The organism is Mucilaginibacter sp. (assembly GCF_025359345.1).
In the GTDB taxonomy this organism is placed as follows: Bacteria; Bacteroidota; Bacteroidia; order Sphingobacteriales; family Sphingobacteriaceae; genus Mucilaginibacter.
In genome coordinates this window covers 330,289-354,934 of the sequence record NZ_JANYGQ010000032.1, presented here as the reverse complement: position 1 = coordinate 354,934, position 24,646 = coordinate 330,289, and the positions used below count along the sequence as shown (strand labels likewise).

Genomic DNA, 24,646 nt, shown 5'->3' with positions numbered 1-24,646 from the left:
ATGCCAACCTTTGATATTGTAAGCAAAATAGATGGCCAAACGCTTGATAATGCCATTAACATCGCAAAAAAAGAGATTTTAAACCGTTATGATTTTAACGATTCCAAAAGCACTATCGACCTTGATAAAAAAACCAACGTGATAACCGTGGTTACGGAAAATGATATGCGGTTAAAGGCTATCAGCGATGCTATTATCAGCCGTATGGTAAAACAAAACCTGGACCCAAAAGCTTTGGATTTAGACGGCAACGTGCAATCTGCCTCGGGAAACATGATACGTAAAGAGATAAAAATCAAGGAAGGATTTGATAAAGAAGCGGCAAAAAAAGTTGTTAAAAAGATAAAAGATAGCGGACTGAAGGTGCAAGCATCAATTATGGACGACCAGGTACGCGTGCAGGCTAAAAAGATTGATGATTTACAAGCCGTAATAGCCCTTTGCCGTAAGGATGATTTTGGGCAGCCCTTACAGTATATTAATATGCGAGACTAAGGGATTACAAGCAGGTTTAATAGCGACTTGATTTTCAAACATGAAAATAAAAAAAAGACATGTACTACAACAGCCAAAACAAGGAAACAAGAGTATACAAAGCGCTACTGCTATAAAATCGAAGCCAACGAATTTTAAATCGGCTTTTAAGGCCCATTGGACTAAACTCCTATTTTTAATAATAGTCTTAATTATTGTTGGTGCCGCTGCAGTAGACTATTTTACCCCTCAAATTCAAATTCGTACAAATTCAATTAACTATCCAGATTATCCAAAATCAGTCCTATCTTCAAAGGAGGTCTACACTGTTCGATATGAAACTCGACGTGCTTTTATACCAAACGAGAAAATTCTAATTTCCGTAAAATTAACGATTTATGATAGCTCCTATCAACGGACGGCTTCAAAATATAGAAGCGTTGATTTAATGTTATATAAAGCAATATTGACCGATAATTCATTAAATGATTCAAATCGACTTAAAAATGATACAATCTCGTATAAAGCATCAGATTACATTAAAAAAACATTCAAAGAATCGTATAATGACGGGATTATTAGGTTAAAAGCAACGGACACGCCTAATTGTTACTCTGGCAGCGCTGAAGTTTTCTATCGACAACCTGGGAAATATTATATTGTTAGTGTTGATAATCCAACTTCATACTCTGTTGATGAAATTATCATTGAGGGGTCATCTATAGAGATAATGAATAAGAAAAACAACGACTATTTTGTTTTATTAGGCGCGATTACTATAATATTTACCATCTATCAAATAATCCAAGGATTTAAAAGGAAAGAATAAATTCACGGCGTTTGGTTAATGGCTCGCTTACCTGTAAACTTTTTCCATTTAGCCAGTTGATTTTGACACAGCATGAAGAATAAAAAAAAGACCGCCTCCTTTCGGAAACGGCCTTTATCAAACTAAACCAACTATTATGAAAACACTCTTTTTATTTTAAATTCCAGCTTGGGGAAGTCTTACTTCGACTTTGCATCCAGTATTCTAATCCTTGTCACCAGTCTTTTCAGACTCCCCTTCTTCCGGATAATTATTTTACAGCTATTTCGCGTGACTGAATTTTAGCTTCTTCTTTCTTGGCTACGTTCAGCTTCAATACACCGTCAACATATTCTGCTTCAATTTTAGCAGCATCAGCAGTTTCGGGTAAAGTGAATGAGCGGGTGAATGAATTGTAGCTATATTCGCGTTTGCTGAATTTTTTGCCTTCTTCAACGTTTTCAACCTTTTTATCGGCCGATACGCTTAACACGTTTTTGTCAAGACTGATTTTAAAATCTTCTTTCTTCAGGCCTGGTGCAGCTAATTCAATTTGGAATTCGTTTTCGGTTTCTGCAATATTAACAGCAGGAACGCGGCTTGATAATTTATCGCTTAAAAACGAATCGTTTAAAATTGAATCAAATACGTCGCTGAAATATGGATTAACGCCGTGGTTCTTTTGTCCGTTTGCAAATTTTACTAATGTCATGATTATATTCTCCTAAGTTTTTCTTTTAATATATTTGCTGAAGGTTAATCAACTGTTGTACCAACGCAAAAAAAACGAGCACAAGCAGACATTATGTCGGTTAAATTACAAAACCTACAGACAAAATGACATTTTATGAGTGAAAAAATATCCGATTATAAGTTTAGAACACCTATAGCCCTTCGTTTTTCAGATATCGATGCGGTGGGTCATGTAAACAATGCTATATACCTTACCTATTTTGAAGCAGCCCGTTTTGCCTACTGGAAGGAAATTACCGATTGGAATTTACGGAAAGACGGCGTTATTGTTGGCAGATCGGAGGTTAATTACCTTAAGCCAATTACGCTTGAAGATGAAGTTTACTGTTATGTTCGTACAACACGAATAGGTAACAGTAGTTTTGATATGATGTACCTACTAGTGCGCGTAACGCCAAATGGTGAGGAAATTTGCACCACCGGTAAAACGGTTTGCATAAGCTACGATTACACCAGGAATAAATCTGTCCCGATTCCGGATAAAGAAAGAGAAAAGATGATCGCCCATGATGAACCAAGGCTGATTACGAATACCAATTAATAGTGAGCAACTGAAAAACTGTTTCCGCAATTGAAAATTAATCCCTCACAGGTACAAATAGTACAGCGTCCGCCAGCACTATTCCGTTGGCATTTTTGCCGGTTACAGTTACCGAACTTGTTTTTCCGTGTGAAAAATGATAAACACCCATATTAACCCACTCACCGGCTGTTTGTCCTTTAACATTTATTTTATTCACATCAATATTCATCTCCTTATCGCCGGCAGCACTGTTTATTTGGATATTAATATTTGACGACCTGCCTGCACCTTTAGAAATATAAAAATACACACCATAATTACCTTCCTTTTTAATATCCGGCGAAAACTTGACGAAATCAGCCGGCTTAACTAAGCTATCGCTTGCATAGACCGATGGCCCGTAACATCCCTCAATACCAGCTATCCTTTTCCAATTCCCGTTAGTTACTACACTGTTGGCGTCATTGTCATCAACTAAAATTTCCGCTGTGCTGCCATCTGCTAATGGGTTTGTCTTTAGTCTCGACTGAATTTTTTGTACCGCTACTTGCTGCACAGGCATACTACCATCAATAGCGATGCATGCTGCTACCGCTGCCGATTGTCCTAACATCATGAAGACAGGCTCCATCCGGATAGATCCATAGGCAATGTGGCTTGCCGACAAACACACCGGTACCAATAAATTACTACATTCCGCAGCTTTGGGAACAAGGCTGCGATATGATATAGGATAAGGGCCAAAGCCGCCAATTTGCACATCACCTTCATTTTTTACCATGCCATTTACCACAATTCGTTCGGCATTATGCGAGTCCATGGTATACGCAGCCATACCTATGCCATCGTTTACAACTTCCTTGCCCTGGCAATTCGCCTGCGTCATCACGTATTCTCCAACCATCCGCCTCGCTTCCCGCACATACATTTGACCGGTAAAATGCCCGGTGGTTAAAAATTCATCTTTCGGATAGCCATACTGCAGCATTTGAGTTCGTATTTCCGAAGGAATGCGCGAGTCGTGCCCTACAAAATAAAAAAGGCCCTTGATGTAGTTTTCGTGCGCCTTAAAAATGGCAGAACGTTCGTTATAACCGGCTTCAGGGTAATTCCAGTTCATACCGATCATGTCCGTCGAGAACGGGCCGTTATTGTTAATGTCAGTTTTCTCATTCGGCATTTCGCTTACGGTCATAAAATCACGAATATTCTTAAAAGATTTTTTTTCAATTAAACGGATCAACAATTCATATCGTTCCGGCTTGTAATCATCGGGCATCGTAATAGGGATACGATTTTTGGAATTTTTTGTTAGGCAAACCCGAATATTATAAGTTTGCACCATTTTATTGCCTGCGCCGCTAGGCAGTAAGTTATTGTTGCTTATTCCCCATAACAAGCCGCTTGCCGGGTTACCAGGGATCTTATACGGACTGATACTATCCGGAAACTGGTGTTTTTCCCTAAACTGGCTTCCGTTATAAGTTTCGTTATACTGCTTATTATCTTCCCTTCCTACAGTATATGAGACACCTGCTTTCGCCATCAAATCGCCTTCATAGCTGCAATCGATAAATTGCTTGCCTTTAATGACTTTGTTGGTTGATTTGCTGGGTGTGAGTGCATTTTCCAGTGTAATAGTTCTTATTTTCAGCCCGGCCTTGCCGACACCGGTAATCCGGTAGCTATACAACACCTGTACATCAGCCCTTTTTAAATAAGACAAAAAGATATTCTCGGCAACATGCGGCTCAAATATCCATTGTTCAAAAGCCCCGTAATGTTCCCCTACTTTACGGTAAAAATTAAGTGATAAGCCGTTTATGGCATATTTGTTTCCGATGTCAGTATAACCTAAGCCCCCCGTTGTCAATCCGCCTATACGCGTGCCGGGTTCAATTAATAAAACTGATTTACCCATTTGCTTAGCCGTATACGCCGCAATAACACCTGCCGAAGTACCGCCATACACTACCACATCGAAACCATGAACTGCATCCGCCGCAACCAGGTTATCCGCCAGTAACAGCAGTAATAAACTCAGCTTAAATCTTCTAAATATCTTCATTACGTCCCCGCAGTTAAATTTAGACATCTGGTGTTTAAAACGACTTCACTTTTTCCATTTGGAGCAGCTTATCATCAAGCTGATTAATATACTGGCGATGCCCGGTAACTAATATGGCTGCCTGCAAGCAGCCGTCTTTTTTTGAAATATGAACACGCCTTGATTTTAACCTTAGCGTGGTTACTATACCTTCAACTATATCCAGGTTCTGGTAGTTGGCATCGGAAAAAACTATCGTGAAAAGTTTATCCCGGTGAACCTTGTCAATATACCTTTCGAGCAGGTTGAAAAACAATAGGACCATTAGCGTTATAACCGTGCATATCAGCGCTAATGTGTAATTGCCTGAGCCAGCGGCCATGCCTATGGCGGCAGATATCCAGATAACTGAGGCTGTAGTTAAACCGCTAACGGTGAAGCTATCTTTAAAAATTACACCAGCACCAATAAAACCAATACCAGTAACAATGTTAATGTTAACACCAACCCCGTCACGCTGCGCTACCATTGTATAAATAGCGGAACCAAGACAAATTAATATAATGGTGCGAAAGCCTGCCGTTTTATTTTTATACTGCCGCTCCAAACCCAGCAGACCGCCGCAAATAACAGCTATGGCTATTTTGATGAGGTCGTGATCAGTTATGTTAAATTCCAATGCCGACATGACACGATTAAAGAATTAAATAGATTTACAGGATTGTAATGTACGATTTTCTAAGACGAGTAAAGAGATAAAACGATTAACTTGAAGGAGATCAAATTGCAAAATCTTGTAAATCCTGCAAATCCTTAAATCGTGTTAAAGATTTTTCCCGGGTTTAATATACCATTTTTATCAAACACCTGCTTTATGCCCCGCCATAGGGCGAAATGTACCTCGCTGTATTTTATGGGCATAAATTCCTTTTGTACCAACCCTATCCCGTGTTCGCCGGATAGTGTTCCGCCTAAGGCGACAGTTAATTCAAATATTTCACGAATGCCATCCTTCAATTTCGTATTCCAGTCCTCGTCGCTCATTTGGCCTTTAATGATATTTACGTGTACGTTCCCATCACCTGCATGGCCATAACACACTGATTCAAAGCCATATTTGTTGCCTGCTTGTTTTATACCTTTAATTAGTTGTGGCAGGCTGGCGCGCGGCACAACGCAGTCTTCTTCCTTATAGATAGAGTTTGATTTTACCGATACAGCCATCGTCCGCCGCATACGCCAAATTTCTTCTTTCTGGGCGGATGTATCGGCAAACAACACTTCCGTACAGCCGAATTCTTCCAGTACCTGGTTTATTTTTTCGCAATCGGCAAAAATCACATCCTGGTTGGTACCGTCAACTTCAATCAGTAAAAAGGCTTCAACACCGTCCTTTAAGTCAAACGCAAGGCCGTCATTTTCATTGACCCACTCTACCCCTCTTCGCTCCATAAATTCCAACGCCGATGGCACTACCCCTGCCCTAAAGATACCCGACACGGCGGCGCACCCGGCCTCGTTACTACTGAACGAGGCCAGCAGTAATGCATCCAAAGTTGGCCGTGGGATGAGCTTTACGACGATTTTGGTAATAATACCCAACGTCCCTTCCGAGCCTATCATCAATTGGGTAAGGTTGTAACCCGACGCGTATTTCAATGTATTAGCGCCTGTCCAGATAATTTCGCCGGAGGGTAATACCACCTCAAGGTTTAGAACATATTCGCGTATGGTGCCGTATTTAACTACCCGGGGGCCACCGGAACCATGCGATACGTTGCCGCCTATAAAACAACTGCCCTTACTGGCGGGGTCTACAGGGTATAAAAGACCTTTTTGCGCCACCAAATCCATAAAAATTTCGGTAATCACCCCCGGCTCAACTGTGGCCTGCAGATTTTGCTCGTCAATTTGCAGTACCTTGTTAAAGCGTTCCATTGAAATTAACAAACCACCCAAAATTGCCAATGCCCCGCCGCTTAAGCCTGTACCTGCCCCGCGTGGGGTTACCGGGATTAAGTTTTCATTACACAACTTCATCAATGCCGAAACTTCTTCGGGTGATTTTGGCCGGGCAACAACCTCCGGATAAAAATGCAAATCCTCGGTTTCGTCGTGGCTGTATTTTTCAAGTTCGGCATGACCGGTTATAACATCAGCATCGCCGATAATAGCCTTAATTTCGGCAAGGATGCTTTCGGATATTTTATTGAACGTCATACAGTTATAACTATATTGGAATATGCTACCTTGCCCTTTAAAGGCGGGTTCATTTTTTTAATAGACACGCGAATCGTGTCAGCAAATGAAAATTGTCGCTTTATTTCGTCTGCAATTGATTGCGCAACGGTTTCGATCAATTTGGTAGTCCTTTTCATTTGCTCTTCGGTGATCGTATAAACCCGTTCATAATCAACAGTATTGCTGATCTTATCTGCTTTAATATCGCCAGGGGGCGTAAAACTCACATCAACATCAACAATAAATTTGCAGCCAAGTTTTTGTTCTTCGGGATAAAAGCCATGAAAAGCAAAAAACTCGGCGCCATGCAGGGAAATGGTTATCATGTTTCAAAAGTAGCAGATTTTGTTGGTTTAAAAGTTGGTTTAAGAGTTGGATTAATCAACTAAGTGCATCATCAGCAAATGAACTCCCGTGGCACAGATGGCTATCTATGTGTGCTGATAGTTTGTTCTAATCCACATCGTATCTTAATGCAGCATTAGATGAAAGCGGTGATTGAATAATTTTAGCATTGATGTAAAAATATTTCAGGTAGACATTTTCAAAAAAACTATGTTTAAACTATTTAAACATAGTTTTTGACATAAAGTGGCTTTTGGTATCTAAAAACAGCATTTTTGGATTAAATAAGTCCACTTTAAATGCTATATCTTTGCCCACCAATTATACACTAAGCATATGTCTAAAAAAGATATCTACGAATCGCCTGATTATTATTTAGCTGATGAATTACTCTCCGAAGAGCATAAACTGATACGTGCCAGCGTGCGCGATTGGGTTAAAAAAGAAGTAAGCCCTATTATTGAAGATTACGCGCAGCGTGCCGAATTCCCTAAACACCTGATCAAAGGTCTTGGCGAAATAGGCGCCTTCGGCCCAACGATACCTGTTGAGTATGGCGGCGCCGGGCTTGATTACATGGCCTACGGCATCATTATGCAGGAAATTGAGCGCGGCGATTCGGGTATCCGTTCTACTGCTTCTGTACAGGGCTCGTTGGTTATGTATCCTATTTATGCATATGGATCAGAAGAACAAAAACAAAAATACCTTCCAAAACTAGCTACCGGCGAGCTGATGGGGTGCTTTGGCCTAACTGAACCCGACCAGGGTTCTGATCCGGGGGGTATGACTACGAACTTTAAAGATGCCGGCGACCATTACGTTTTAAATGGCGCTAAAATGTGGATATCGAACTCACCATTTGCTGATATTGCCATTGTGTGGGCTAAAAACGAAGCCGGAAAAATACATGGCTTAATTGTTGAACGTGGAATGGAAGGCTTTACCACCCCTGAAACACATAATAAATGGTCTTTAAGGGCATCATCAACCGGCGAACTGGTTTTTGATAACGTTAAAATACCAAAAGAAAACCTGTTGCCTAACGTTTCTGGCTTAAAAGGGCCACTTGGCTGCCTTAACCAGGCACGTTATGGTATAGCCTGGGGTGCCCTGGGCGCCGCCATGGATTGTTATGATACCGCCTTGCGTTATTCAAAAGAACGCAAGCAATTTGGTAAGGCTATAGGCGGATTTCAGCTGCAGCAAAAAAAGCTGGCTGAAATGATTACCGAAATAACAAAAGGGCAATTATTGGTTTGGCGTTTGGGAACATTGAAGAACGAGAACAGGGCTACTCCTGCTCAAATATCAATGAGCAAACGTAACAGCGTAGAAACTGCATTAAATATCGCCCGCGACGCCCGCCAGATGCTGGGTGGCATGGGCATAACCGGCGAATACCCGATAATGAGGCATATGATGAACCTCGAATCGGTAGTGACTTACGAGGGAACACATGACATACATTTACTTATAACCGGCATGGATGTAACCGGATTGGAGGCTTTTAAATAAAAGGCAACCTTAATCTAAAAAAACCGTTTAACCGGAAGTAAATCTCACCCCTTTTGGGGGCGAGGTGTATATTTGTACTTACATATTGGTTAATGGTGCCCTTACCTGTAATTAATAAAAACTCCCTGATTAACAAGCTATTACTTGTACCGGCTATTTTTTGCCTGCTATTTTCCTGTGCCAAAAAAGATGCTGATACGGGCGACTACTCTGAGCCGTTCAAAGCTTTTACTGCCGACCTGGCAAAACCCATACACCATCACACACTTCAGCAGGAGCAGCAGTTCATAGACTCGGCTTATCACAAAATCAAAGACCCTTTCGTCAACGATATTTTCCGGTATTACGGTTTCAAATTTTTGTACTACAAAAAAGGCATCAATCAACCTAAAAAAGCCCTCGTATATGCCGACAGCATGCTGATGATGGCCAAAAAAAGTGTTAACAGCAAGCAAAACGTTAGCAACTACGCCGAAGCAAACTTTGCGAAGGGCGATGCCTACTTCAGTCTTTCGCAATATAGCCTTGCCTATCAGTGTTATTACCAGGGCTATTTTATGGGCAAAAACAACCTGAAGAACGAAATACTGGCTGAATACACCTATCGGATGGGTATGGTAATGTTTAAACAGACCCATTACGCCGAGGCAGCCAGGTATTTTAAGGAAAGCTACAGGCTAAGTCTGTCCTACAAAGAAAGTTTTACGGCTTTTTATCAGCGGCAGGAATTGCTTGATAATGTGGGTGAAAGCTTTAAAAACAATGGCAATTTAGATAGTGCTGCTGTTTATTTTAATAAAACGCTTGAGTATATCGACGCAAATAGCGGCAAATATACCGGCCCCGATCAAACAAGGCTTATTAATGTGGCGCGCGCGGTTACTTACGGCAACCAGGGCGAAATTGCGATGCTAACCGGCCAACACGAGCAAGCTGACCTACTATTAAAAAAGAGCATCGATATAAATCTTAAGAAATCGAACGATTTTATGAATGCCCAACTGGTGGAAATAAACCTCGGTAAACTATACTTTAGCAATCGGCAATATCAGCCATTAGCGGCTTTATTTGCCGATTTGCGCAGACAGCTCGATACCGTAAAAAACGAAGAAGCTGAAACCAGCTGGTATTTACTGATGAGCAAATATTATGTACAAACCGGCGATTTTTCAAAGGCATTTACACACCTTGAAAAATACAATTCGCTAAAGGACTCGATTACTAAACGGGCAAGTTCGTTAAAAGAGACTGATGTAAACCAGCAACAAGCCAACTACGATAAACAATACCAGATTGAAAACCTAAAGGACAACAACAAGGTTCAGTTGATTTACATATACCTGGCTGTTATCTGTGCTGTTTTGGCAACTATAATTGTAGCGCTGGTGTATCGTAACTGGAAAAAATCGAAGATCGATATCCAGGTTGTGCGGAATTTGAACACCCAAATAAGCAGCCAGAAAAACGACCTGGAAGTTACGCTTGATGAACTAAAACAAAGCAGCCAGGAGAAGGACCGAATATTGCGCACCGTAGCCCACGATTTAAGAAACCCAATTGGAGGCATAGCATCGTTAACGCAGGTGATGATGGATGATGAATTTAATGATGAGCAGAAGGAACTTATTACACTGATAAAAGAAACCTCGAATAATTCACTGGAATTGATAAACGAAATACTGGAAGTTACAAACAGCGGCACCAGCCAGTTAAAAAAAGAGTTGGTCGACATTAATTCGCTGCTGAGTAAAAGTGTTGAACTATTACGTTTTAAAGCCGCTGAAAAAGGTCAGAAGATTAAACTCGAGCAGCTTGAACAGCCCGAGGAGCTGCTGATAAGCCGCGAAAAAATATGGCGGGTTATAGGCAATTTAATTAGTAATGCCATTAAATTCAGTGCACCGGGCGAAACCATTGTTGTTAAAGCTATCGTCCATAAAAATGAGTTAAAAATATCGGTACAAGATTCGGGCATTGGCATACCTGCGAACGTGCAGGACAAGGTTTTCAATATGTTTACCGAAGCAAAACGGCCGGGCACTTCGGGCGAAAAATCATTCGGGCTGGGCCTCTCTATAAGCAAACAAATTATTGAGAACCACGATGGTAAAATTTGGTTTGAAAGTGATGGCAAAACCGGAACTACTTTCTATATAAGCCTGCCTAGGCTAATGCAAAGCAAATCACCGGTTGCGCAAAACAAGGGCAATAGTGTTGAAACCTACGCATAAGGTTGTCAAAAACAACTAATTCCCGCTCAAAAAATCAGCATACCAATGGCCGGATCCTTTTATAATACGCTGCTGGGTTTCAAAATCAACGTATATCAAACCAAAACGCGGGTGGTAGCCCTCGGCCCATTCAAAATTATCAGTCAGCGTCCAGATAAAATAGCCGCTTACCTTTAAACCTTCATTTCTTGCTTTTAAAACCTGGGCAAGGTATTGTTGCAGGTAGGCAACACGCTGGGGATCGTCAACTTCACCATCAGTTACATTGTCGGGAAAAGCCGCACCATTTTCTGTTATGTAGATTTTTTTTATTTGCGGATAGCCATTAAACTGCTTAAGCATTTGGTATATTGATGGTGGATAAACTTCCCACTTCATATCTGTTAACGGTACGCCTCTTTTTTCTGCTTTCACCAGCGATGCGCCTACGTAAGGCGTAAAAAATGAATTTTTAACAATTTCGCGGGTATAATTTTGTACGCCAATAAAGTCAAAATCAAACTTCATCAGTTCTTCATCGCCGGGCAGTTTATACTTTTCAATGCCTTTTAGCGCGGCAACCTCGGTTGGGTAACCAAGCCCTAATACCGGCTCAATAAACAAGCGGTTAAGCAGCGCATCTACCCGCTTGGCAGCAGCAACATCTTTAGGCTTATCAGTGTGCGGCTCGATGTAGGAGCAGGAAAATGTTGTACCTATTTCCGCGCCGGGCACCAGTTCACGCAACACCTTCCCCCCAGCAGCCATACATAAAACTGCATGATGTATTGCGGGTAAAAAGTTTTTAAGCCCGGTACGGCCGGGAGCATGTATGCCCAGGAAGTAACCTGCGCCGGTAAACACTCCCGGCTCATTCATTACCATCCAGTGTTTTACGCGGTCGCCAAAATTTTGGGCGCAAACTGTGGCAAAGTTGGTAAACCAGTCAACAATTTCGCGGTTTGTCCAGCCACCTTTTATTTCAAGGTTTTGGGGCAAATCCCAATGATAAATGGTTAACCAGGGCTCAACCCCTTGTTCAATACAGTAATTAATAACACGGTTATAAAAATCGATGCCGGCCTGGTTTATTTCTCCTGAACCGTTGGGCAATATACGTGGCCATGAAATAGAAAATCTGAAACAGGGAATGTTCAGCTGTTTAACAATGTCGATATCCTGCTTGTATTCGTTATAAAAGTCGCAGGATGTGTGTGGCAGATCGCCGTTTAATATTTTTCCTTTTTTAGCGGAAAATACGTCCCAAATGGATTGTCCTTTACCGTGCGCGTCAAACGCACCCTCAATCTGTAAAGCAGCAGCAGAAACACCCCAGACAAAATCATCCCCAAAAACCTGTTTGTTTATATATATATCCTGCGAAGTGCTTCCCATTAACTAACTATTGTAAAGCCAAATTGTGCAATACAATTAAATAAAAGAAATTTTTGGTTAAATAGTTTAGTGAATAAAAGAAGATTTCATACTTCTTAAAAACATCCATTCACGCAAATTGGTAAAAAGCCTCGAAAATTTTACTATCAGTTTCATAACAAGCGCATTTATTTACAACTAAGGTAGGCAACCGGTATGTAGCAGGTATGTTATTAGTATTATGTTATTGTTAACTGGTAATAGCATTGTAAACCAATTTGTTTTACTGTTTACGATATTTTTATTTTTGCAGGATGAAAGCCTATTTTATCCGCCTGTTTCAATTCGATGCTTATGCCAACCAAATTATTTTAGATGCTATTATTAAGGCCGGTGAGCCCGAAAAAGCAGTACAATTAATGTCCCATATTTTAGCCGCACAGCAAATATGGCTCAACCGTTGTAAAGGATTACCCCAGGCAGTAGTTGAACTCTGGATTGGCCCCGGCACAAAAGCCGCTGAGTTTGGCGAAAAGATAAAAGAAAACCACGAGGCATGGATTAAATGCCTGGGTGATTTTACTGATGCCGATTTCGACAAAACAATATACTACCAAAATCTTCGTGGCGACAATTGGGAAAGTAAACTGGTTGATATTTTAGCACACGTAATTAACCACGGCACTCACCACCGCGCGCAAATTGGCCAGCAGCTGAAGTTTAATGGCGCCGAAACACTGCCAAATACAGATTATATTGCTTACATCCGACAAATAAATAGTTAACCTGTGTTGTGTGTTGCTTATTTTTGGCCGCATAAAACCTATAAAATGAAAAAACTGTTATTAATATTACTTACAGGCTCTTTACTTTACAGTTGTTCAAACCGCAAGGGCGAAAAAAAAGCCATTATGGAAGATGTAATGAAAGTGCACGAAAAAGTAATGGAGGTTGAAGGACAGGTAATTGCCAACCGCATGAAACTGGATACCTTGATAACCCAAAACAAAATAGCTGCAAAAGATTCGGCGGAGATGCTGGTAAAAAAGATGAGCGCTTCAGAAGATGCTATGGAAGATTGGATGCACAAATTTGATTACGAGCAGAAAGGAAAATCGGACGACGAAGTAATAACTTACATGAACACTCAAAAAAAGCTGATAATGGCCATCGACTCGCAGCTGAACACAGCAGTAAAAGAATCAAATATCTACCTAAAAACGGTCAAAATAAAATGAAGAACACAGGTTACATAATTGCGCTTATTTTACTGGGCTACGGATGCAAGTTTAACGATAGTGCTACAAAAACATTACCTATTTACGGCAACAAGGAACCTGTTACCAAAACAGTAGACGGCAAGCAGGTAACCGATACTGTTTACCAAACCATACCCGCCTTTAAGTTTGTAAACCAATACGGCGATACCATAACCGAAAAAAGCCTTAATGGCAAAATTTACGTGGCCGATTTCTTTTTTACCACCTGCCCTACTATCTGCCCCGTTATGCATCGCAACATGTTGCCGGTTTACAACGAATTTAAAAACAACCCCGATTTCAGGATACTGTCGCATAGTATCGATCCTAAATATGATACTGTACCGGTTCTAAAAAAATATGCTGACAAAATGGGCATCGCCGGTAATACCTGGTGGCTGCTGCATGGCAACAAAGACGCAACATACACCATTGCCAAAAGCTATTTGGTGGCTGTACAGGAAAAGAACGCACAGGAAAATTATACGCATGATGGCTTTTTTATACTGATTGATAAGCAAAAACGAATTCGCGGCACCTACCAGGGTACAGACCCTGCTGAAGTAGAAAAGATGACTGCCGATATCAAAATCCTGATGGCAGAAACCGACCAAAAAGCGGCAAAATGAAAACACGGCTCATCGTTTTTGCATTCATGGCGATGCTTGTTATCGCAGCCTCGTGCCAAAACGACGGGCAGATTGAATTTAATCGTTTCTACTCCAATGGAAGTGTAGTCTACCAGGCACATTGCCAAAACTGCCACGGAGCTAAAGGTGAGGGTTTGCAGGGGCTTATCCCGTCACTTACCGATTCCATCTACCTAAAAAATAATAAAAACACGCTTGCCTGTCAGCTCAACAGCGGTTTAAAAGGAAAAATAACGATTTTAAATAAGGAATTTGAAGGCGAAATGCCCGCCAGCAAGCTCTCCCCTCTTGAAATTGCGCAGGTGCTTACTTATGTTACCAATTCTTTCGGCAACAAACTTGGCACTATAAATACCGACCGGGTAAATACTGATTTAGCTAAATGTAAATAATTATCGCTACCTTAATGGTCTTCAATTAGCAAATGACGAATTTCTTCAATCCAATTTCGTTAACAAGGGTATTTGAGTTAAAAACTCCGATACAGGCAGTTACCAATCATATTTCGCGTTCTGCGCCAACAGGTTTCTCTGTTACCCGGTTGTCCAACTTCGAATTTATCTTTCTCTCTGACCTTTCGTTAGGCACATTAATTAAAAATGGCAAACCGCCTGCGGTTAATGGCATACAAACCCGGGTGGTACTTACCCAGGTGGGCAAAAATACAGCGGTAACTTTTACAACTAAACGAAGGTTTGAATTGATTTTGACATTAGGGGCCTGGGTATTATTTGCCATATTTCAATTGGTTGGCAAACAGCCCATACCTACCTGGATTACTGCCGCATTTTTTCCAGCTCTACTGATATTCTTTTTCCTTGTCTATCGCATCCAGGAAAACGTGCTGCAAAACAAGGCCGAAGCGTATTTAAAACAGCTTTAATTAAAATCTGCTACCTTTGTTGTGCAAAACGTTCTATCGCTGGTCACTTTCGGGTGGCCGGAGGAAAGTCCGGGCAACACAGAGCATCCTGCTTCCTAACGGGAAGGCGCCGGCAGCCGGCGACAGCAAGTGCCACAGAAAATATACCGCCTTGATTCGTTGGGGTAAGGGTGAAAACGTGAGGTAAGAGCTCACGGCTTTTCCGGGCGACCGGGATTGCGGTAAACCTCAGGAGTTGAAAAACCAAATAGGTCCCGGACGCGGAGCTGCTCGCTTCCTAATCCGCCTGTTGCAAAACAGGTGATTTGCCGGGATGGGTAGGTTGATTGAACCTGTCAGCAATGGCAGGGCAAGATTAATGATAGAAACCATTAGCAATAGTGGAACAGAACCCGGCTTACAGGTTTGCTGCTGATACACCCCTTCCGGTAACGGGAGGGGTTATTTTTTTAACACTATTTAAGGATTAAAAAGATTTACAGGATTTTGATGGGAGGATATTTGGCAAATTTTAAAAGGTTGTCAAATCTAAACTCGGTGTCGTATCGTCGCGTTTGTCTTTAGGACTTCCAGACTTTCCCGACGCAAATCAAGTTTTTCAATCTTACAAAAACCATTCGTTCAAAAATGTGTTTGGTTTTCTATACATTTACATATATTCGTAACATCTTACCACTAAAACGAAAAACTATTGATAACTAATGGCTAAAATTTTAATAATTGACGATGAGCGTTCGATACGCAGCACGCTTCGAGAGATACTTGAATATGAAGACTATGTAGTTGAAGATGTTGACAACGGCATTGACGGGCTCGAGCTGATCCGTAAAAACGATTACGACCTGGTGCTGTGCGACATCAAAATGAACCGCATGGACGGTATGGAAGTACTTACGGAAGGCCTTTCAATTAAACCCGATTTGCCGTTCATTATGATATCGGGCCATGGTACTGTTGAAACTGCAATAGAAGCCAGCAAGAAAGGTGCGTTCGACTTTATTTCCAAACCACCCGACCTTAACCGCCTGCTGATTACTGTACGCAACGCGTTAGACCGCGGAAGTTTAGTAACCGAAGCTAAAGTCTTAAAAAGACGGGTATCAAAAGTTCGCGCTATTTTGGGCGAATCGCAGGCCATACAAAAAATAAAAGAAACCATTGAGCGCGTTGCCCCTACCGATGCGAGAGTGTTGGTTACCGGTGCTAACGGCAGCGGTAAAGAATTGGTTGCGCGCTGGCTGCATGAAAAATCAAACCGCTCAAATGCGCCCCTGATTGAGGTTAACTGCGCTGCCATACCATCTGAATTAATTGAAAGCGAACTATTTGGCCACGAGAAAGGTTCATTTACTTCGGCCATAAAACAGCGCATTGGCAAATTTGAATCCGCCAATGGCGGTACGTTGTTTTTGGATGAGATCGGCGATATGAGCCCATCAACCCAGGCTAAAGTGTTGCGGGCCCTGCAGGAAAATAAAATAACCCGTGTAGGCGGCGAAAAGGAGATAGATGTGGATGTACGCGTAGTTGCTGCAACAAATAAGGATCTTTTAAAAGAAATTGATGCCGGTAATTTCCGTATGGACCTTTACCACCGGTTAAGCGTTATCCTGATACACGTACCGCCGCTTACCGACCGCAAGGATGACATTCCATTATTAACACAAAGCTTCCTGGATGAAATCTGCAACGATTACGGCATGCCGGTTAAAAAGATATCCGAGGCGGCCCTCGAAGCGCTTAAGGCACTGCCCTGGACGGGTAACATCCGCGAACTGCGTAACATGATTGAGCGTTTGATTATTTTAAGCGACAGGACGATTACCGATAGCGACGTTAAAATATTTGCTAATCCATCGTCGCCTGCCGTAGTATCCATTGGCAACGCCGCACCACAGACAGATTTCGACCAGTTTACCAATTTCCAGGAATATAAAGACTTTGCTGAACGCGAGTATATTAAGTTCAAACTGGAAAAAAATAACTGGAACGTATCAAAAACTGCCGACGATATCGATATTCAGCGCAGTCACCTATACAGCAAAATTGAGAAATTTGGGTTAAAAAGGGGGGAATAGGTTAATTTAAAGGTTGATTGAGTTGGATTAAGTTGATTAGGTTTCATACCAGAAACCAACGCTATCAACCTAATCCAACTCAATCAACTTGGTAAACTCTACCCGAACTTACTCAAGCCAATCCAACTCAATCAACATATTCAACCAATTTTTTGCTTTTCTCCCAAAAAAAACTACCTTTCGGTTACTAACCCAATTATTTAAACCGAATGGCTCATTCAGTAACCACACAACAACCGGCAGACGATTTTGACGCTGCCCCTACCCGCTTATTCTCATTAGACGCCCTTCGGGGTTTTGACATGTTTTGGATTATGGGTGCCGACGAAATTTGGTACACCATGAAAACTGCTACCCACGGCCAATCGCCGTTTTGGAATGCCATGGCAAACCAATTTACTCACCCTGATTGGAACGGATTTCATGCTTATGACCTGATTTTTCCGCTGTTTTTATTTATGGCTGGCGTATCCACGCCATTTTCTGTTGGTCGCGAGTTGGAGAAAGGTAAATCGCGCGAACAGTTGCTTTGGCGGGTTATAAAACGTGGTTTTATCCTGGTGCTTTTAGGAATAATAGCTAATAATGGCCTTCAAATAAGGCCGATTGCCGAAATCAGGTTCGGGAGCGTGCTTGGACGCATCGGCCTGGCCTATATGTTTGCCAACATCATTTACCTGTATGCACGGGAATATGCACTGATATTCTGGTTCTTTTTCTTTATTATAGGGTACTATCTGCTGCTTAAATTTACAGCCGCACCTGGATTCCACGTTGGCGACCTGACGCCACAGGGAAACTTTGCATCATACATAGACAGAATCGTGTTGCCAGGCCACTTATATGTACCATATCCCGATGGCCGGCCAAATATGCATGACCCGGAAGGACTATGTTCAACCATACCTGCAATAAGCACCGGCTTGCTTGGTATTATGGCAGGCTTAACGTTAAAAAGTAAAAAGCTGTCTCAAATGGCAAAAACCTCGCGGCTGGCAATAGCTGGTGTCGTATTTATACTGGTTGCTTTGATTTGGAATTTCGATTCCCCATCAACAAAAACCTGTGGTCAAGCTCATTTGTGATGCTGGTTGGCGGCATAAGTTTGTTGCTGATGTCGTTATTCTATTTTATCATTGATGTAAAAGGCTATAAAAAATGGACATTTTTTTTCCGGGTGATAGGCATGAACTCCATCCTGATATACATGTCGGGTCACTTTATAAACTGGAATTACACCAACGAGGGCTTTTTTAAATGGCTGGGCCAGCTAGCCGGCGAGCCCTATGGAGCTGTGCTAATGGCGATAACGTTTGTGTTGATTAAGTGGGTATTTTTGTATTATTTGCATGAGAAGAAGACGTTTTTGAGGGTTTAAATAATAATTAAGATTACCAACTGGTAATTTATCAAACCACAAGAATTAACTGGCTAAGGCGTTTCAGGTTCTCAACCCGGGGCGCCTTAGTTATTTGTTATTGTTCCAAAACATGGAACACAGCATCCATTTTCCAGAAACAAAAAATAAGATTCAGTTACATTTAATTGATTATCAAATAATTAAAACCGATGGCACTATTATAGCATACCCGGTCGCGGAACGAAAACCCTTATTAACTCGTTAGTTTCGTGAATAAAAAAATTAAAATCCTATACCTCGAATACGTTAGCGGCGATGCTGCATTGGCGGATAATATTATTAATCAGGCTGGTATCGATTGCGAAGTACTTACTGTAAGCAACGGGGAAGCTTATTTAGATGGTTTAAAAAACTTCGCTCCGGATATCATTATATCCGACGATGCGCTGCGGTCATTAAATAGCATCGAAGCATTAACATTATTAAAACAATCGGGCTTTAATATCCCGGTAGTTGTGGTAGCAACTCCACCACTTATCGACCCCATCGCCAGCATTGTGAACATAATGAAATATGGCGCAAGTGACTATATTTCGAAGGAGCAGATTGACATTTTACCCGGCGCAATTTTGGGTGCGATAAAAAAGCACAAAGCCAAAAAAATAGATGGTTACGATTTAAGCAGAAATACAGACGACGAAGTCTACTTTTCGCGAGACATTGCCGGATCCAAAATGATCCAAATATCGACTGGGTGCGAAAGTATATATGGATACAGTTCAGCCGAGTTTCTCTCGGACCCGGATTTATATGCTAAAGTCTGTCGCCCTGAAGATAGCGCGATGTTGGCTGATTTTGTGAAACGACTGCGAAATGGCGACCATGTTACCGGCAAATACCGCATTATTCATAAAGATAAAAGCATCCGATGGATAGAAAGTAAAATTTCCCCAATACATAATGAAGAGGGAATATTAATACGTATTGACGGAGTTTCACGCAATATTACACAGGATAAAATAGTGGAAGAAGCATTGAAAGCCAGCGAAAGCAGGTACCGTCAAATAGTTGAAACAGCGCAGGAAGGCATTTGGATAATTGACGAAAACCTGCTAACGGTTTTTGTTAATAAAAAGATGTGTGACATGCTCGGATACACTGCTGAAGAAATTGTGGGAAAACATAATTACGATTTTAAAGACGAAAAAGAAAAACTTGCAACGCTTGCAAGATTTGAGAAGCAGCAATTGGGGATAACAGAGACACATGAATCGGCATTTATAACGAAAAGCGGCGAGCAAATTTTTTGCCTTGTGGTTACGAACGGCCTTTTTGATACAGATGGAAAGTATCTCGGAAAGCTCGGCATGTTAACAGCATAACGCAGCGAAAAAAAGACCAGGACGAGATCCTAAGGTCACGGGCAAACATATCAGCCATAATTGAAAACACCAGTGACCTTGTTTACTCAATAGATAGGAATTTTGATTTTATAACCTATAATCAGCCCTTCAAAAATGCAATGAAGCTTGTTTATAATTTCGATTTGGATTATGAAACAAACACGCTGACGCTACTTAATGGCCTTCCGCCGGAAGTTGCTGAAAAATGGATGGGTATATACAACAAAGCATTTGATGGCGAAACGGTACAATTTGTAAATGAATACCCTTTTGGCGGAGCAATTATTTACCTGAGCTATTCTGTTAACCCCATATGGGAGTCGGGCAAAGTAATTGGATTATCTTGCTTTTCGCGCGATATTACACGACAGAAGCTAGATGAGGCGGCAATCAAAAAATCGGCAGCAAATTTAACCGCTATTATAGAGAACTCCGATGCCAGCATCTATTCAGTAGACACCGAATTGAGGTTCATTACCTTTAATAAATTATTTACAGAGAAGGTGATAGAGGCTTATAATGTAGAACTTGAGCCAGGTGATAGTGTCCTTGATTTTTTAAAGGAATCAGACCCGGAACAGGCGCTTGAATGGGAAAGAATGTATATCCGCGCGCTATCTGGTAAAAGCATCCAATTTACAAAAGGATTCCAAATTACCGGGGCAGCAACATTCATTACTTTTTCCATCAACCCAATATGGGAAAATGATGCCGTTATCGGCCTTTCATGCACTGCCCGTGATATCACGAAGCAAATAACAGACGAGATGGCCATCCGGAAGTCTGAAGCAAGCCTGCGTACAGTTTTTAATAATACGGATATGGCCTGCCTGTTGATTGACACCGGGGGTAATATTATTTCGTTCAATACCCTCGCCAAAAAGTTCATGAATGAACAAAGCAATATTGTCATTAAAGAAGGTTATCCCATTTTAGATTGCGTTGATGAGAACAGGAAATCGCTGGTATCGGATATTCTAAATAAAACCAAAAATGGAACCGGCGTTAACTATCAATTAAGCCGTGAAACCAATGGTGTTGTTAAATGGTTTGATTTGACCTGGGCTGGAATAAAAGACAACAAGATGCAGGATTTTGGCCATATTTTTACGGTTAGAGATATTACTGAAAAAAAGAAATTAGAAACTGAACGTGAAAAAATAACAGCCGATTTAATACAACGGAACAAGGCGCTTGAACAATTTACCTATATCATTTCGCACAATTTACGGGCGCCGGTTGCCAATATAATTGGCTTATCGTCACTCATTTCCAATGCTGGTATTGAAAGCGATGAACTTCCCGAAGTGATAAAAAGTATTAGCAGATCGGCTAACAAATTAGATAATGTAATATTAGATCTTAATCAAATTTTGCAGATTAACGAGGATATTAACGAGAACATACAGCAAATTTCGCTGCCTAAACTTATCGAAGATATAAAATTCAGCATCAGGCACATGGTGGAAAAGGAGCACGCATCCATAGCTTTTGATTTTGGGGAGGTAACCGAAATGCTATCGGTAAAGAGCTTTATACACAGTATTTTTTACAATCTTATACTCAATAGTATAAAATACCGCAAGCCCGGAACAGATCCGATGATTAATATTAACGCAAAGTCGGAAAATGGCAAAATTCAGATTATATATAAAGACAATGGCCGCGGCATTGACACTTTAAAGTATGCAAATGAATTATTTGGCCTTTACAAACGGTTTGATACCAGTGTAGAGGGTAAAGGTATAGGGCTGTTTATGGTTAAAATGCAGGTGGAAAGTCTTGGGGGTACCATCCGTCTTCAAAGTGAGCTCAACAAAGGCACGGAATTTATAATCGAGTTTCCGCAGGCACAGTTACAAACAGCTTAAAATAATTGAATATTACATTTACTTAACTGGTCGCCTTGTTAGGTAACCCAAACCTTCCAAAAACTCATTCTGCCGTTTAAAAGCATCACCAACAAATACTGATCAAGAACAATTGTATAGTAAAGGAATGTCTGTCTGTTTGTTTGTTTTCACTTTTCAGCGTTGGTTAAGCACCATAAAAGATGCCGGAAACAGTGAAATATTGCATACAAATAACATTATTAATACATAAAACAATTCCTTATCAGGTTATTAATCATTATATATGCAATAACCTTAGTAAAGCACGATGAACTTTCGAAAAACAGCTGCCACACTCCCCTTATTACTATGTATCGCTTTTACCGCAATAGCTCAGCTCAATAAAAAGAATCTTGTAAAACCACCGGCAAATAGCCCCGAACAACTTTTTTTACATCCGCCGGAATCGGCAAAGCCAGGCGTTTTGTGGATGTGGATGGGCGCCAATGTGAGCAAAGCAGGGATCACCAAAGACCTGGAAGCTTTAAAGGAAGAAGGCTTTAACAATACCACCATGCTCGGCCTTGCCGATGTAACCAACCCATGGGGCGCCCCAGTAGATAAAGATCCAACACCCGATGTAATTGCATGGACCGAGCCCTGGTGGGCATTGGTGAAACACGCTGCCAATGAGTCGAAACGATTGGGGATGACCATGGGCTTGTTCAACGGTGCGGGCTATGCCACGAGCGGCGGTGTTTGGATAACACCCGAACTTTCAATGCAGCAACTGAGCTGGTCGCAGAAAAGGATTAGCGGCAATAGTGGTAAACAAAAAATAGAGTTGGACAGACCAAAAGTCGACCCGCGCTCCAATGCCCGGTTCCCGACTTACAATGCCAAAAATGGCAAAATAGAAATGCCCGAAATACCGGAGCGTAAAACCTATTATAAAGACATTGCAGTGTTGGCCATGCCGGCAAAAGATACTGTTTTTAAAAGTTCTATCATCGACCTCACCCCATTGATGACGCCCGATGGCAAACTTGAGTGGGATGCACCCGAAGGCAACTGGGTAATTTATCGCTTTGGCCACACCACCATGGGTGCAGCCGTACAGCCCGCGCAATGGCAGGCCGCAGGTTTTGAATGTGATAAAATGAGCCCCAAAGCCGTTGAATTCCACATGGACCATGTGATAGGCGAAATAAAAAAGCACCTCGGCCCTTTGGTGGGCAATACTGTTGACCATGTTTATTTCGACAGTTACGAAGAAAACGATGCCACCTGGACGCCGAAAATGCGTGAAGAGTTCGCAGCGCGCCGGGGTTATGACATATTGCCTTACCTCGCTACATTCGCCGGCCGAACCGTAGAAGGCCGGGAACAAACCGATCGTTTCAGGAATGATTTTAATAACACGGTGCAGGACCTTTACCGCGATGTATATTATATCACCATCGCCAAAAAACTTAAAGCCGCCGGCCTGAATTTTCAATCTGAGCCCTATGGCGGCCCATGGAGATCTGACGAAGTAGTGCCGCTGGTTTCGAATGTGATGGGCGAGTTCTGGACCCATGATGGTACTTTTGCGCCTTACGAACTGGATGGAGTGATTGCCTCGTTAAGGAGATCGAACCAAAATATATTGGCAGCCGAGGCCTTTACCGGCCAGCCTGCCGATAGTAAATGGAGCGAAACACCTGCATGGTTAAAGCCGGTTGGCGATGAAGCCTTTTGTGCCGGCATCAATAAAATAGTAATACACCGTTTTGTTGAGCAGCCCTGGGACGATAAATACAAACCCGGTAACGCCATGGGGCAATGGGGCACGCATTTCGACCGTACCCAAACCTGGTGGAAACCTGCAAAGGCCATGGTTAATTACCTGCAACGCTGCTCTGCCATACTGCAATGGGGGCATTATATGCCAAATACTCTGAATGATTTTGGCGTGCACCTGGGTAATATGGATATCGTGATTAAAGAAATCCACCGGAAAGAAAATACCACCGATGTTTATTTTGTAGCAAATACCTCTCATTACCCCGGCAATGTCGATTGCACTTTTAACGTAGCAGGAATGCAGCCCGAGTTGTGGGACCCTGTTGCCGGCACAATGCGCGATTTAAATGAATTCACCCAAAAAGATGGCAAAACCAGTATCACCTTAAAATTCGACGATGCACAAAGCTTTTTTATAGTTTTCAGGAAACCGTTTGTGAAGCTGGGTTTTATCCAAAAGGCAAACTTTACTGCAAGCAAACCGGTGCTTAGCCTGGATGGCCCGTGGATAGTTAAATTCGATGCGGCCTGGGGCGGGCCGGCCACCGCTGTAAAATTTGACGAACTGACCGACTGGGCTGCAAATGCAGACAAGGGGATTAAATATTACAGCGGTACTGCCGTTTACTCCAAAACGTTCAATATCCCTAAAGACGAACTCGCAAAACTTAACCATACCGTATACATTAACCTGGGCACGGTTAATTGTATTGCCAGGGTATTTATAAACAATAAGGATGCAGGCGTGGTATGGACTGCGCCGTGGCGAATTGCTATCCCAACTACAATGCTGGGAACTGCAAACGAAATAAAAATTGAAGTCACAAACGTTTGGGCAAACAGGCTTATCGGTGACGAGCAGGAACCGGCAGATATGAAGTGGCTGCCCAATATGTATATGTACAACAGCGGCCAATACCTTAAGGAGTTCCCTGATTGGTTTTTGAAAAATGAGCCCCGTCCCTCAAAAGGAAGATATTGTTTTACCACCTGGAATTATTTTGATAGTAAATCGAAGTTGTCGCCTTCGGGATTACTGGGGCCGGTGAAGATTGAGGAAGACGCGTTTTAAGATATTTTATAGAGACGCAATACTTTGCGCC

22 protein-coding genes and 1 other RNA gene are annotated in these 24,646 nt (G+C 41.8%); 17 read left to right on the top strand and 6 right to left on the bottom strand.

What is annotated here, in order from left to right; translation table 11 throughout:
• Entirely contained in the window at window positions 1–495 is a 495-nt protein-coding gene (locus tag Q0R52_RS22005) for a YajQ family cyclic di-GMP-binding protein (protein ID WP_295798587.1), read from the top strand.
• A 40-nt stretch (window positions 496–535) separates the two neighbouring features.
• The gene (locus Q0R52_RS22000; RefSeq protein WP_295798586.1) at window positions 536–1,303 is read left to right on the top strand and encodes a hypothetical protein; all 768 of its coding nucleotides are present in this window, start codon (window positions 536–538) and stop codon (window positions 1,301–1,303) included.
• A gap of 250 nt (window positions 1,304–1,553) precedes the next feature.
• On the opposite strand, the gene Q0R52_RS21995 is transcribed toward Q0R52_RS22000, so the two are convergent.
• Window positions 1,554–1,994 (bottom strand): Hsp20/alpha crystallin family protein, encoded by a 441-nt coding sequence (locus Q0R52_RS21995; protein WP_295798584.1) that lies wholly within the window; start codon window positions 1,992–1,994, stop codon window positions 1,554–1,556.
• A 135-nt stretch (window positions 1,995–2,129) separates the two neighbouring features.
• On the opposite strand from Q0R52_RS21995, the gene Q0R52_RS21990 reads away from it, so the two are divergent.
• Window positions 2,130–2,576: a thioesterase family protein gene (locus tag Q0R52_RS21990; RefSeq protein WP_295798583.1), complete on the top strand. Its 447-nt coding sequence runs from the start codon at window positions 2,130–2,132 to the stop codon at window positions 2,574–2,576.
• 37 nt (window positions 2,577–2,613) lie between these two features.
• On the opposite strand, the gene Q0R52_RS21985 is transcribed toward Q0R52_RS21990, so the two are convergent.
• The 4 genes from Q0R52_RS21985 to folB all read right to left on the bottom strand — a co-directional run bounded on the left by Q0R52_RS21985 (window position 2,614) and on the right by folB (window position 7,172).
• Window positions 2,614–4,626 (bottom strand): FAD-dependent oxidoreductase, encoded by a 2,013-nt coding sequence (locus tag Q0R52_RS21985; protein WP_295798581.1) that lies wholly within the window; start codon window positions 4,624–4,626, stop codon window positions 2,614–2,616.
• Between the two features lie 34 nt (window positions 4,627–4,660).
• Window positions 4,661–5,293: an MgtC/SapB family protein gene (locus Q0R52_RS21980; RefSeq protein ID WP_295798579.1), complete on the bottom strand. Its 633-nt coding sequence runs from the start codon at window positions 5,291–5,293 to the stop codon at window positions 4,661–4,663.
• 125 nt (window positions 5,294–5,418) lie between these two features.
• A complete protein-coding gene (locus Q0R52_RS21975) occupies window positions 5,419–6,825 on the bottom strand; it encodes an FAD-linked oxidase C-terminal domain-containing protein (RefSeq protein WP_295798577.1) in 1,407 nt (468 codons plus the stop codon).
• Window positions 6,822–7,172 carry a dihydroneopterin aldolase gene (gene folB / locus Q0R52_RS21970; protein ID WP_295798575.1) on the bottom strand — a complete coding sequence of 117 codons (351 nt, stop codon included), beginning with the start codon at window positions 7,170–7,172 and terminating at the stop codon, window positions 6,822–6,824. The genes Q0R52_RS21975 and folB overlap by 4 nt, the downstream gene beginning before the upstream one ends.
• Window positions 7,173–7,527: 355 nt before the next feature.
• Here folB and Q0R52_RS21965 point away from each other — a divergent pair, with 355 nt between their 5' ends.
• Window positions 7,528–8,709 carry an acyl-CoA dehydrogenase family protein gene (locus tag Q0R52_RS21965; RefSeq protein WP_295798574.1) on the top strand — a complete coding sequence of 394 codons (1,182 nt, stop codon included), beginning with the start codon at window positions 7,528–7,530 and terminating at the stop codon, window positions 8,707–8,709.
• Window positions 8,710–8,801: 92 nt separating this feature from the next.
• A complete protein-coding gene (locus Q0R52_RS21960; RefSeq protein WP_295798572.1) occupies window positions 8,802–10,940 on the top strand; it encodes an ATP-binding protein in 2,139 nt (712 codons plus the stop codon).
• Between the two features lie 15 nt (window positions 10,941–10,955).
• On the opposite strand, the gene Q0R52_RS21955 is transcribed toward Q0R52_RS21960, so the two are convergent.
• The gene (locus tag Q0R52_RS21955) at window positions 10,956–12,314 is read right to left on the bottom strand and encodes a GH1 family beta-glucosidase (RefSeq protein ID WP_295798571.1); all 1,359 of its coding nucleotides are present in this window, start codon (window positions 12,312–12,314) and stop codon (window positions 10,956–10,958) included.
• A 293-nt stretch (window positions 12,315–12,607) separates the two neighbouring features.
• On the opposite strand from Q0R52_RS21955, the gene Q0R52_RS21950 reads away from it, so the two are divergent.
• The 12 genes from Q0R52_RS21950 (at window position 12,608) to Q0R52_RS21895 (ending at window position 24,615) form a co-directional block, all read left to right on the top strand.
• Window positions 12,608–13,078, top strand: a complete 471-nt coding sequence (locus Q0R52_RS21950) for a DinB family protein (RefSeq protein ID WP_295798569.1) — start codon at window positions 12,608–12,610, stop codon at window positions 13,076–13,078.
• 45 nt (window positions 13,079–13,123) lie between these two features.
• Complete coding sequence (locus tag Q0R52_RS21945; RefSeq protein ID WP_295798567.1) at window positions 13,124–13,531, top strand: hypothetical protein; 408 nt, start codon at window positions 13,124–13,126, stop codon at window positions 13,529–13,531.
• Window positions 13,528–14,181: an SCO family protein gene (locus Q0R52_RS21940; protein WP_295798564.1), complete on the top strand. Its 654-nt coding sequence runs from the start codon at window positions 13,528–13,530 to the stop codon at window positions 14,179–14,181. Before Q0R52_RS21945 ends, Q0R52_RS21940 begins: the two co-directional genes overlap by 4 nt.
• Entirely contained in the window at window positions 14,178–14,594 is a 417-nt protein-coding gene (locus tag Q0R52_RS21935; protein ID WP_295798562.1) for a cytochrome c, read from the top strand. The genes Q0R52_RS21940 and Q0R52_RS21935 overlap by 4 nt, the downstream gene beginning before the upstream one ends.
• 32 nt (window positions 14,595–14,626) lie before the next feature.
• Window positions 14,627–15,085 carry a hypothetical protein gene (locus Q0R52_RS21930; RefSeq protein ID WP_295798560.1) on the top strand — a complete coding sequence of 153 codons (459 nt, stop codon included), beginning with the start codon at window positions 14,627–14,629 and terminating at the stop codon, window positions 15,083–15,085.
• Between the two features lie 20 nt (window positions 15,086–15,105).
• An RNA gene (gene rnpB / locus Q0R52_RS21925) (RNase P RNA component class A) lies at window positions 15,106–15,501 on the top strand.
• A 285-nt stretch (window positions 15,502–15,786) separates the two neighbouring features.
• On the top strand, window positions 15,787–17,163 hold the full coding sequence (locus Q0R52_RS21920) for a sigma-54 dependent transcriptional regulator (RefSeq protein WP_295798557.1): 1,377 nt from the start codon (window positions 15,787–15,789) through the stop codon (window positions 17,161–17,163).
• 209 nt (window positions 17,164–17,372) lie between these two features.
• The gene (locus Q0R52_RS21915; RefSeq protein ID WP_295798555.1) at window positions 17,373–18,248 is read left to right on the top strand and encodes a DUF5009 domain-containing protein; all 876 of its coding nucleotides are present in this window, start codon (window positions 17,373–17,375) and stop codon (window positions 18,246–18,248) included.
• Window positions 18,197–18,541: a hypothetical protein gene (locus Q0R52_RS21910; protein WP_295798554.1), complete on the top strand. Its 345-nt coding sequence runs from the start codon at window positions 18,197–18,199 to the stop codon at window positions 18,539–18,541. The genes Q0R52_RS21915 and Q0R52_RS21910 overlap by 52 nt, the downstream gene beginning before the upstream one ends.
• Before the next feature lie 251 nt (window positions 18,542–18,792).
• On the top strand, window positions 18,793–19,905 hold the full coding sequence (locus Q0R52_RS21905) for a PAS domain S-box protein (protein ID WP_295798552.1): 1,113 nt from the start codon (window positions 18,793–18,795) through the stop codon (window positions 19,903–19,905).
• A complete protein-coding gene (locus tag Q0R52_RS21900; RefSeq protein ID WP_366520932.1) occupies window positions 19,902–21,797 on the top strand; it encodes a PAS domain-containing sensor histidine kinase in 1,896 nt (631 codons plus the stop codon). Before Q0R52_RS21905 ends, Q0R52_RS21900 begins: the two co-directional genes overlap by 4 nt.
• A gap of 289 nt (window positions 21,798–22,086) precedes the next feature.
• Window positions 22,087–24,615, top strand: coding sequence for a glycosyl hydrolase (locus Q0R52_RS21895; RefSeq protein WP_295798550.1), 2,529 nt, complete (start codon window positions 22,087–22,089; stop codon window positions 24,613–24,615).
• Window positions 24,616–24,646: the final 31 nt, after the last annotated feature.

Coding starts and splice junctions, on each gene's coding strand:
- Q0R52_RS22005 (WP_295798587.1), top strand. CDS start 1: ATGCCAACCTTTGATATTGTAAGCAAAATAGATGGCCAAACGCTTGAT.
- Q0R52_RS22000 (WP_295798586.1), top strand. CDS start 536: ATGAAAATAAAAAAAAGACATGTACTACAACAGCCAAAACAAGGAAAC.
- Q0R52_RS21995 (WP_295798584.1), bottom strand. CDS start 1,994: ATGACATTAGTAAAATTTGCAAACGGACAAAAGAACCACGGCGTTAAT.
- Q0R52_RS21990 (WP_295798583.1), top strand. CDS start 2,130: ATGAGTGAAAAAATATCCGATTATAAGTTTAGAACACCTATAGCCCTT.
- Q0R52_RS21985 (WP_295798581.1), bottom strand. CDS start 4,626: ATGAAGATATTTAGAAGATTTAAGCTGAGTTTATTACTGCTGTTACTG.
- Q0R52_RS21980 (WP_295798579.1), bottom strand. CDS start 5,293: ATGTCGGCATTGGAATTTAACATAACTGATCACGACCTCATCAAAATA.
- Q0R52_RS21975 (WP_295798577.1), bottom strand. CDS start 6,825: ATGACGTTCAATAAAATATCCGAAAGCATCCTTGCCGAAATTAAGGCT.
- folB (WP_295798575.1), bottom strand. CDS start 7,172: ATGATAACCATTTCCCTGCATGGCGCCGAGTTTTTTGCTTTTCATGGC.
- Q0R52_RS21965 (WP_295798574.1), top strand. CDS start 7,528: ATGTCTAAAAAAGATATCTACGAATCGCCTGATTATTATTTAGCTGAT.
- Q0R52_RS21960 (WP_295798572.1), top strand. CDS start 8,802: ATGGTGCCCTTACCTGTAATTAATAAAAACTCCCTGATTAACAAGCTA.
- Q0R52_RS21955 (WP_295798571.1), bottom strand. CDS start 12,314: ATGGGAAGCACTTCGCAGGATATATATATAAACAAACAGGTTTTTGGG.
- Q0R52_RS21950 (WP_295798569.1), top strand. CDS start 12,608: ATGAAAGCCTATTTTATCCGCCTGTTTCAATTCGATGCTTATGCCAAC.
- Q0R52_RS21945 (WP_295798567.1), top strand. CDS start 13,124: ATGAAAAAACTGTTATTAATATTACTTACAGGCTCTTTACTTTACAGT.
- Q0R52_RS21940 (WP_295798564.1), top strand. CDS start 13,528: ATGAAGAACACAGGTTACATAATTGCGCTTATTTTACTGGGCTACGGA.
- Q0R52_RS21935 (WP_295798562.1), top strand. CDS start 14,178: ATGAAAACACGGCTCATCGTTTTTGCATTCATGGCGATGCTTGTTATC.
- Q0R52_RS21930 (WP_295798560.1), top strand. CDS start 14,627: ATGACGAATTTCTTCAATCCAATTTCGTTAACAAGGGTATTTGAGTTA.
- Q0R52_RS21920 (WP_295798557.1), top strand. CDS start 15,787: ATGGCTAAAATTTTAATAATTGACGATGAGCGTTCGATACGCAGCACG.
- Q0R52_RS21915 (WP_295798555.1), top strand. CDS start 17,373: ATGGCTCATTCAGTAACCACACAACAACCGGCAGACGATTTTGACGCT.
- Q0R52_RS21895 (WP_295798550.1), top strand. CDS start 22,087: ATGAACTTTCGAAAAACAGCTGCCACACTCCCCTTATTACTATGTATC.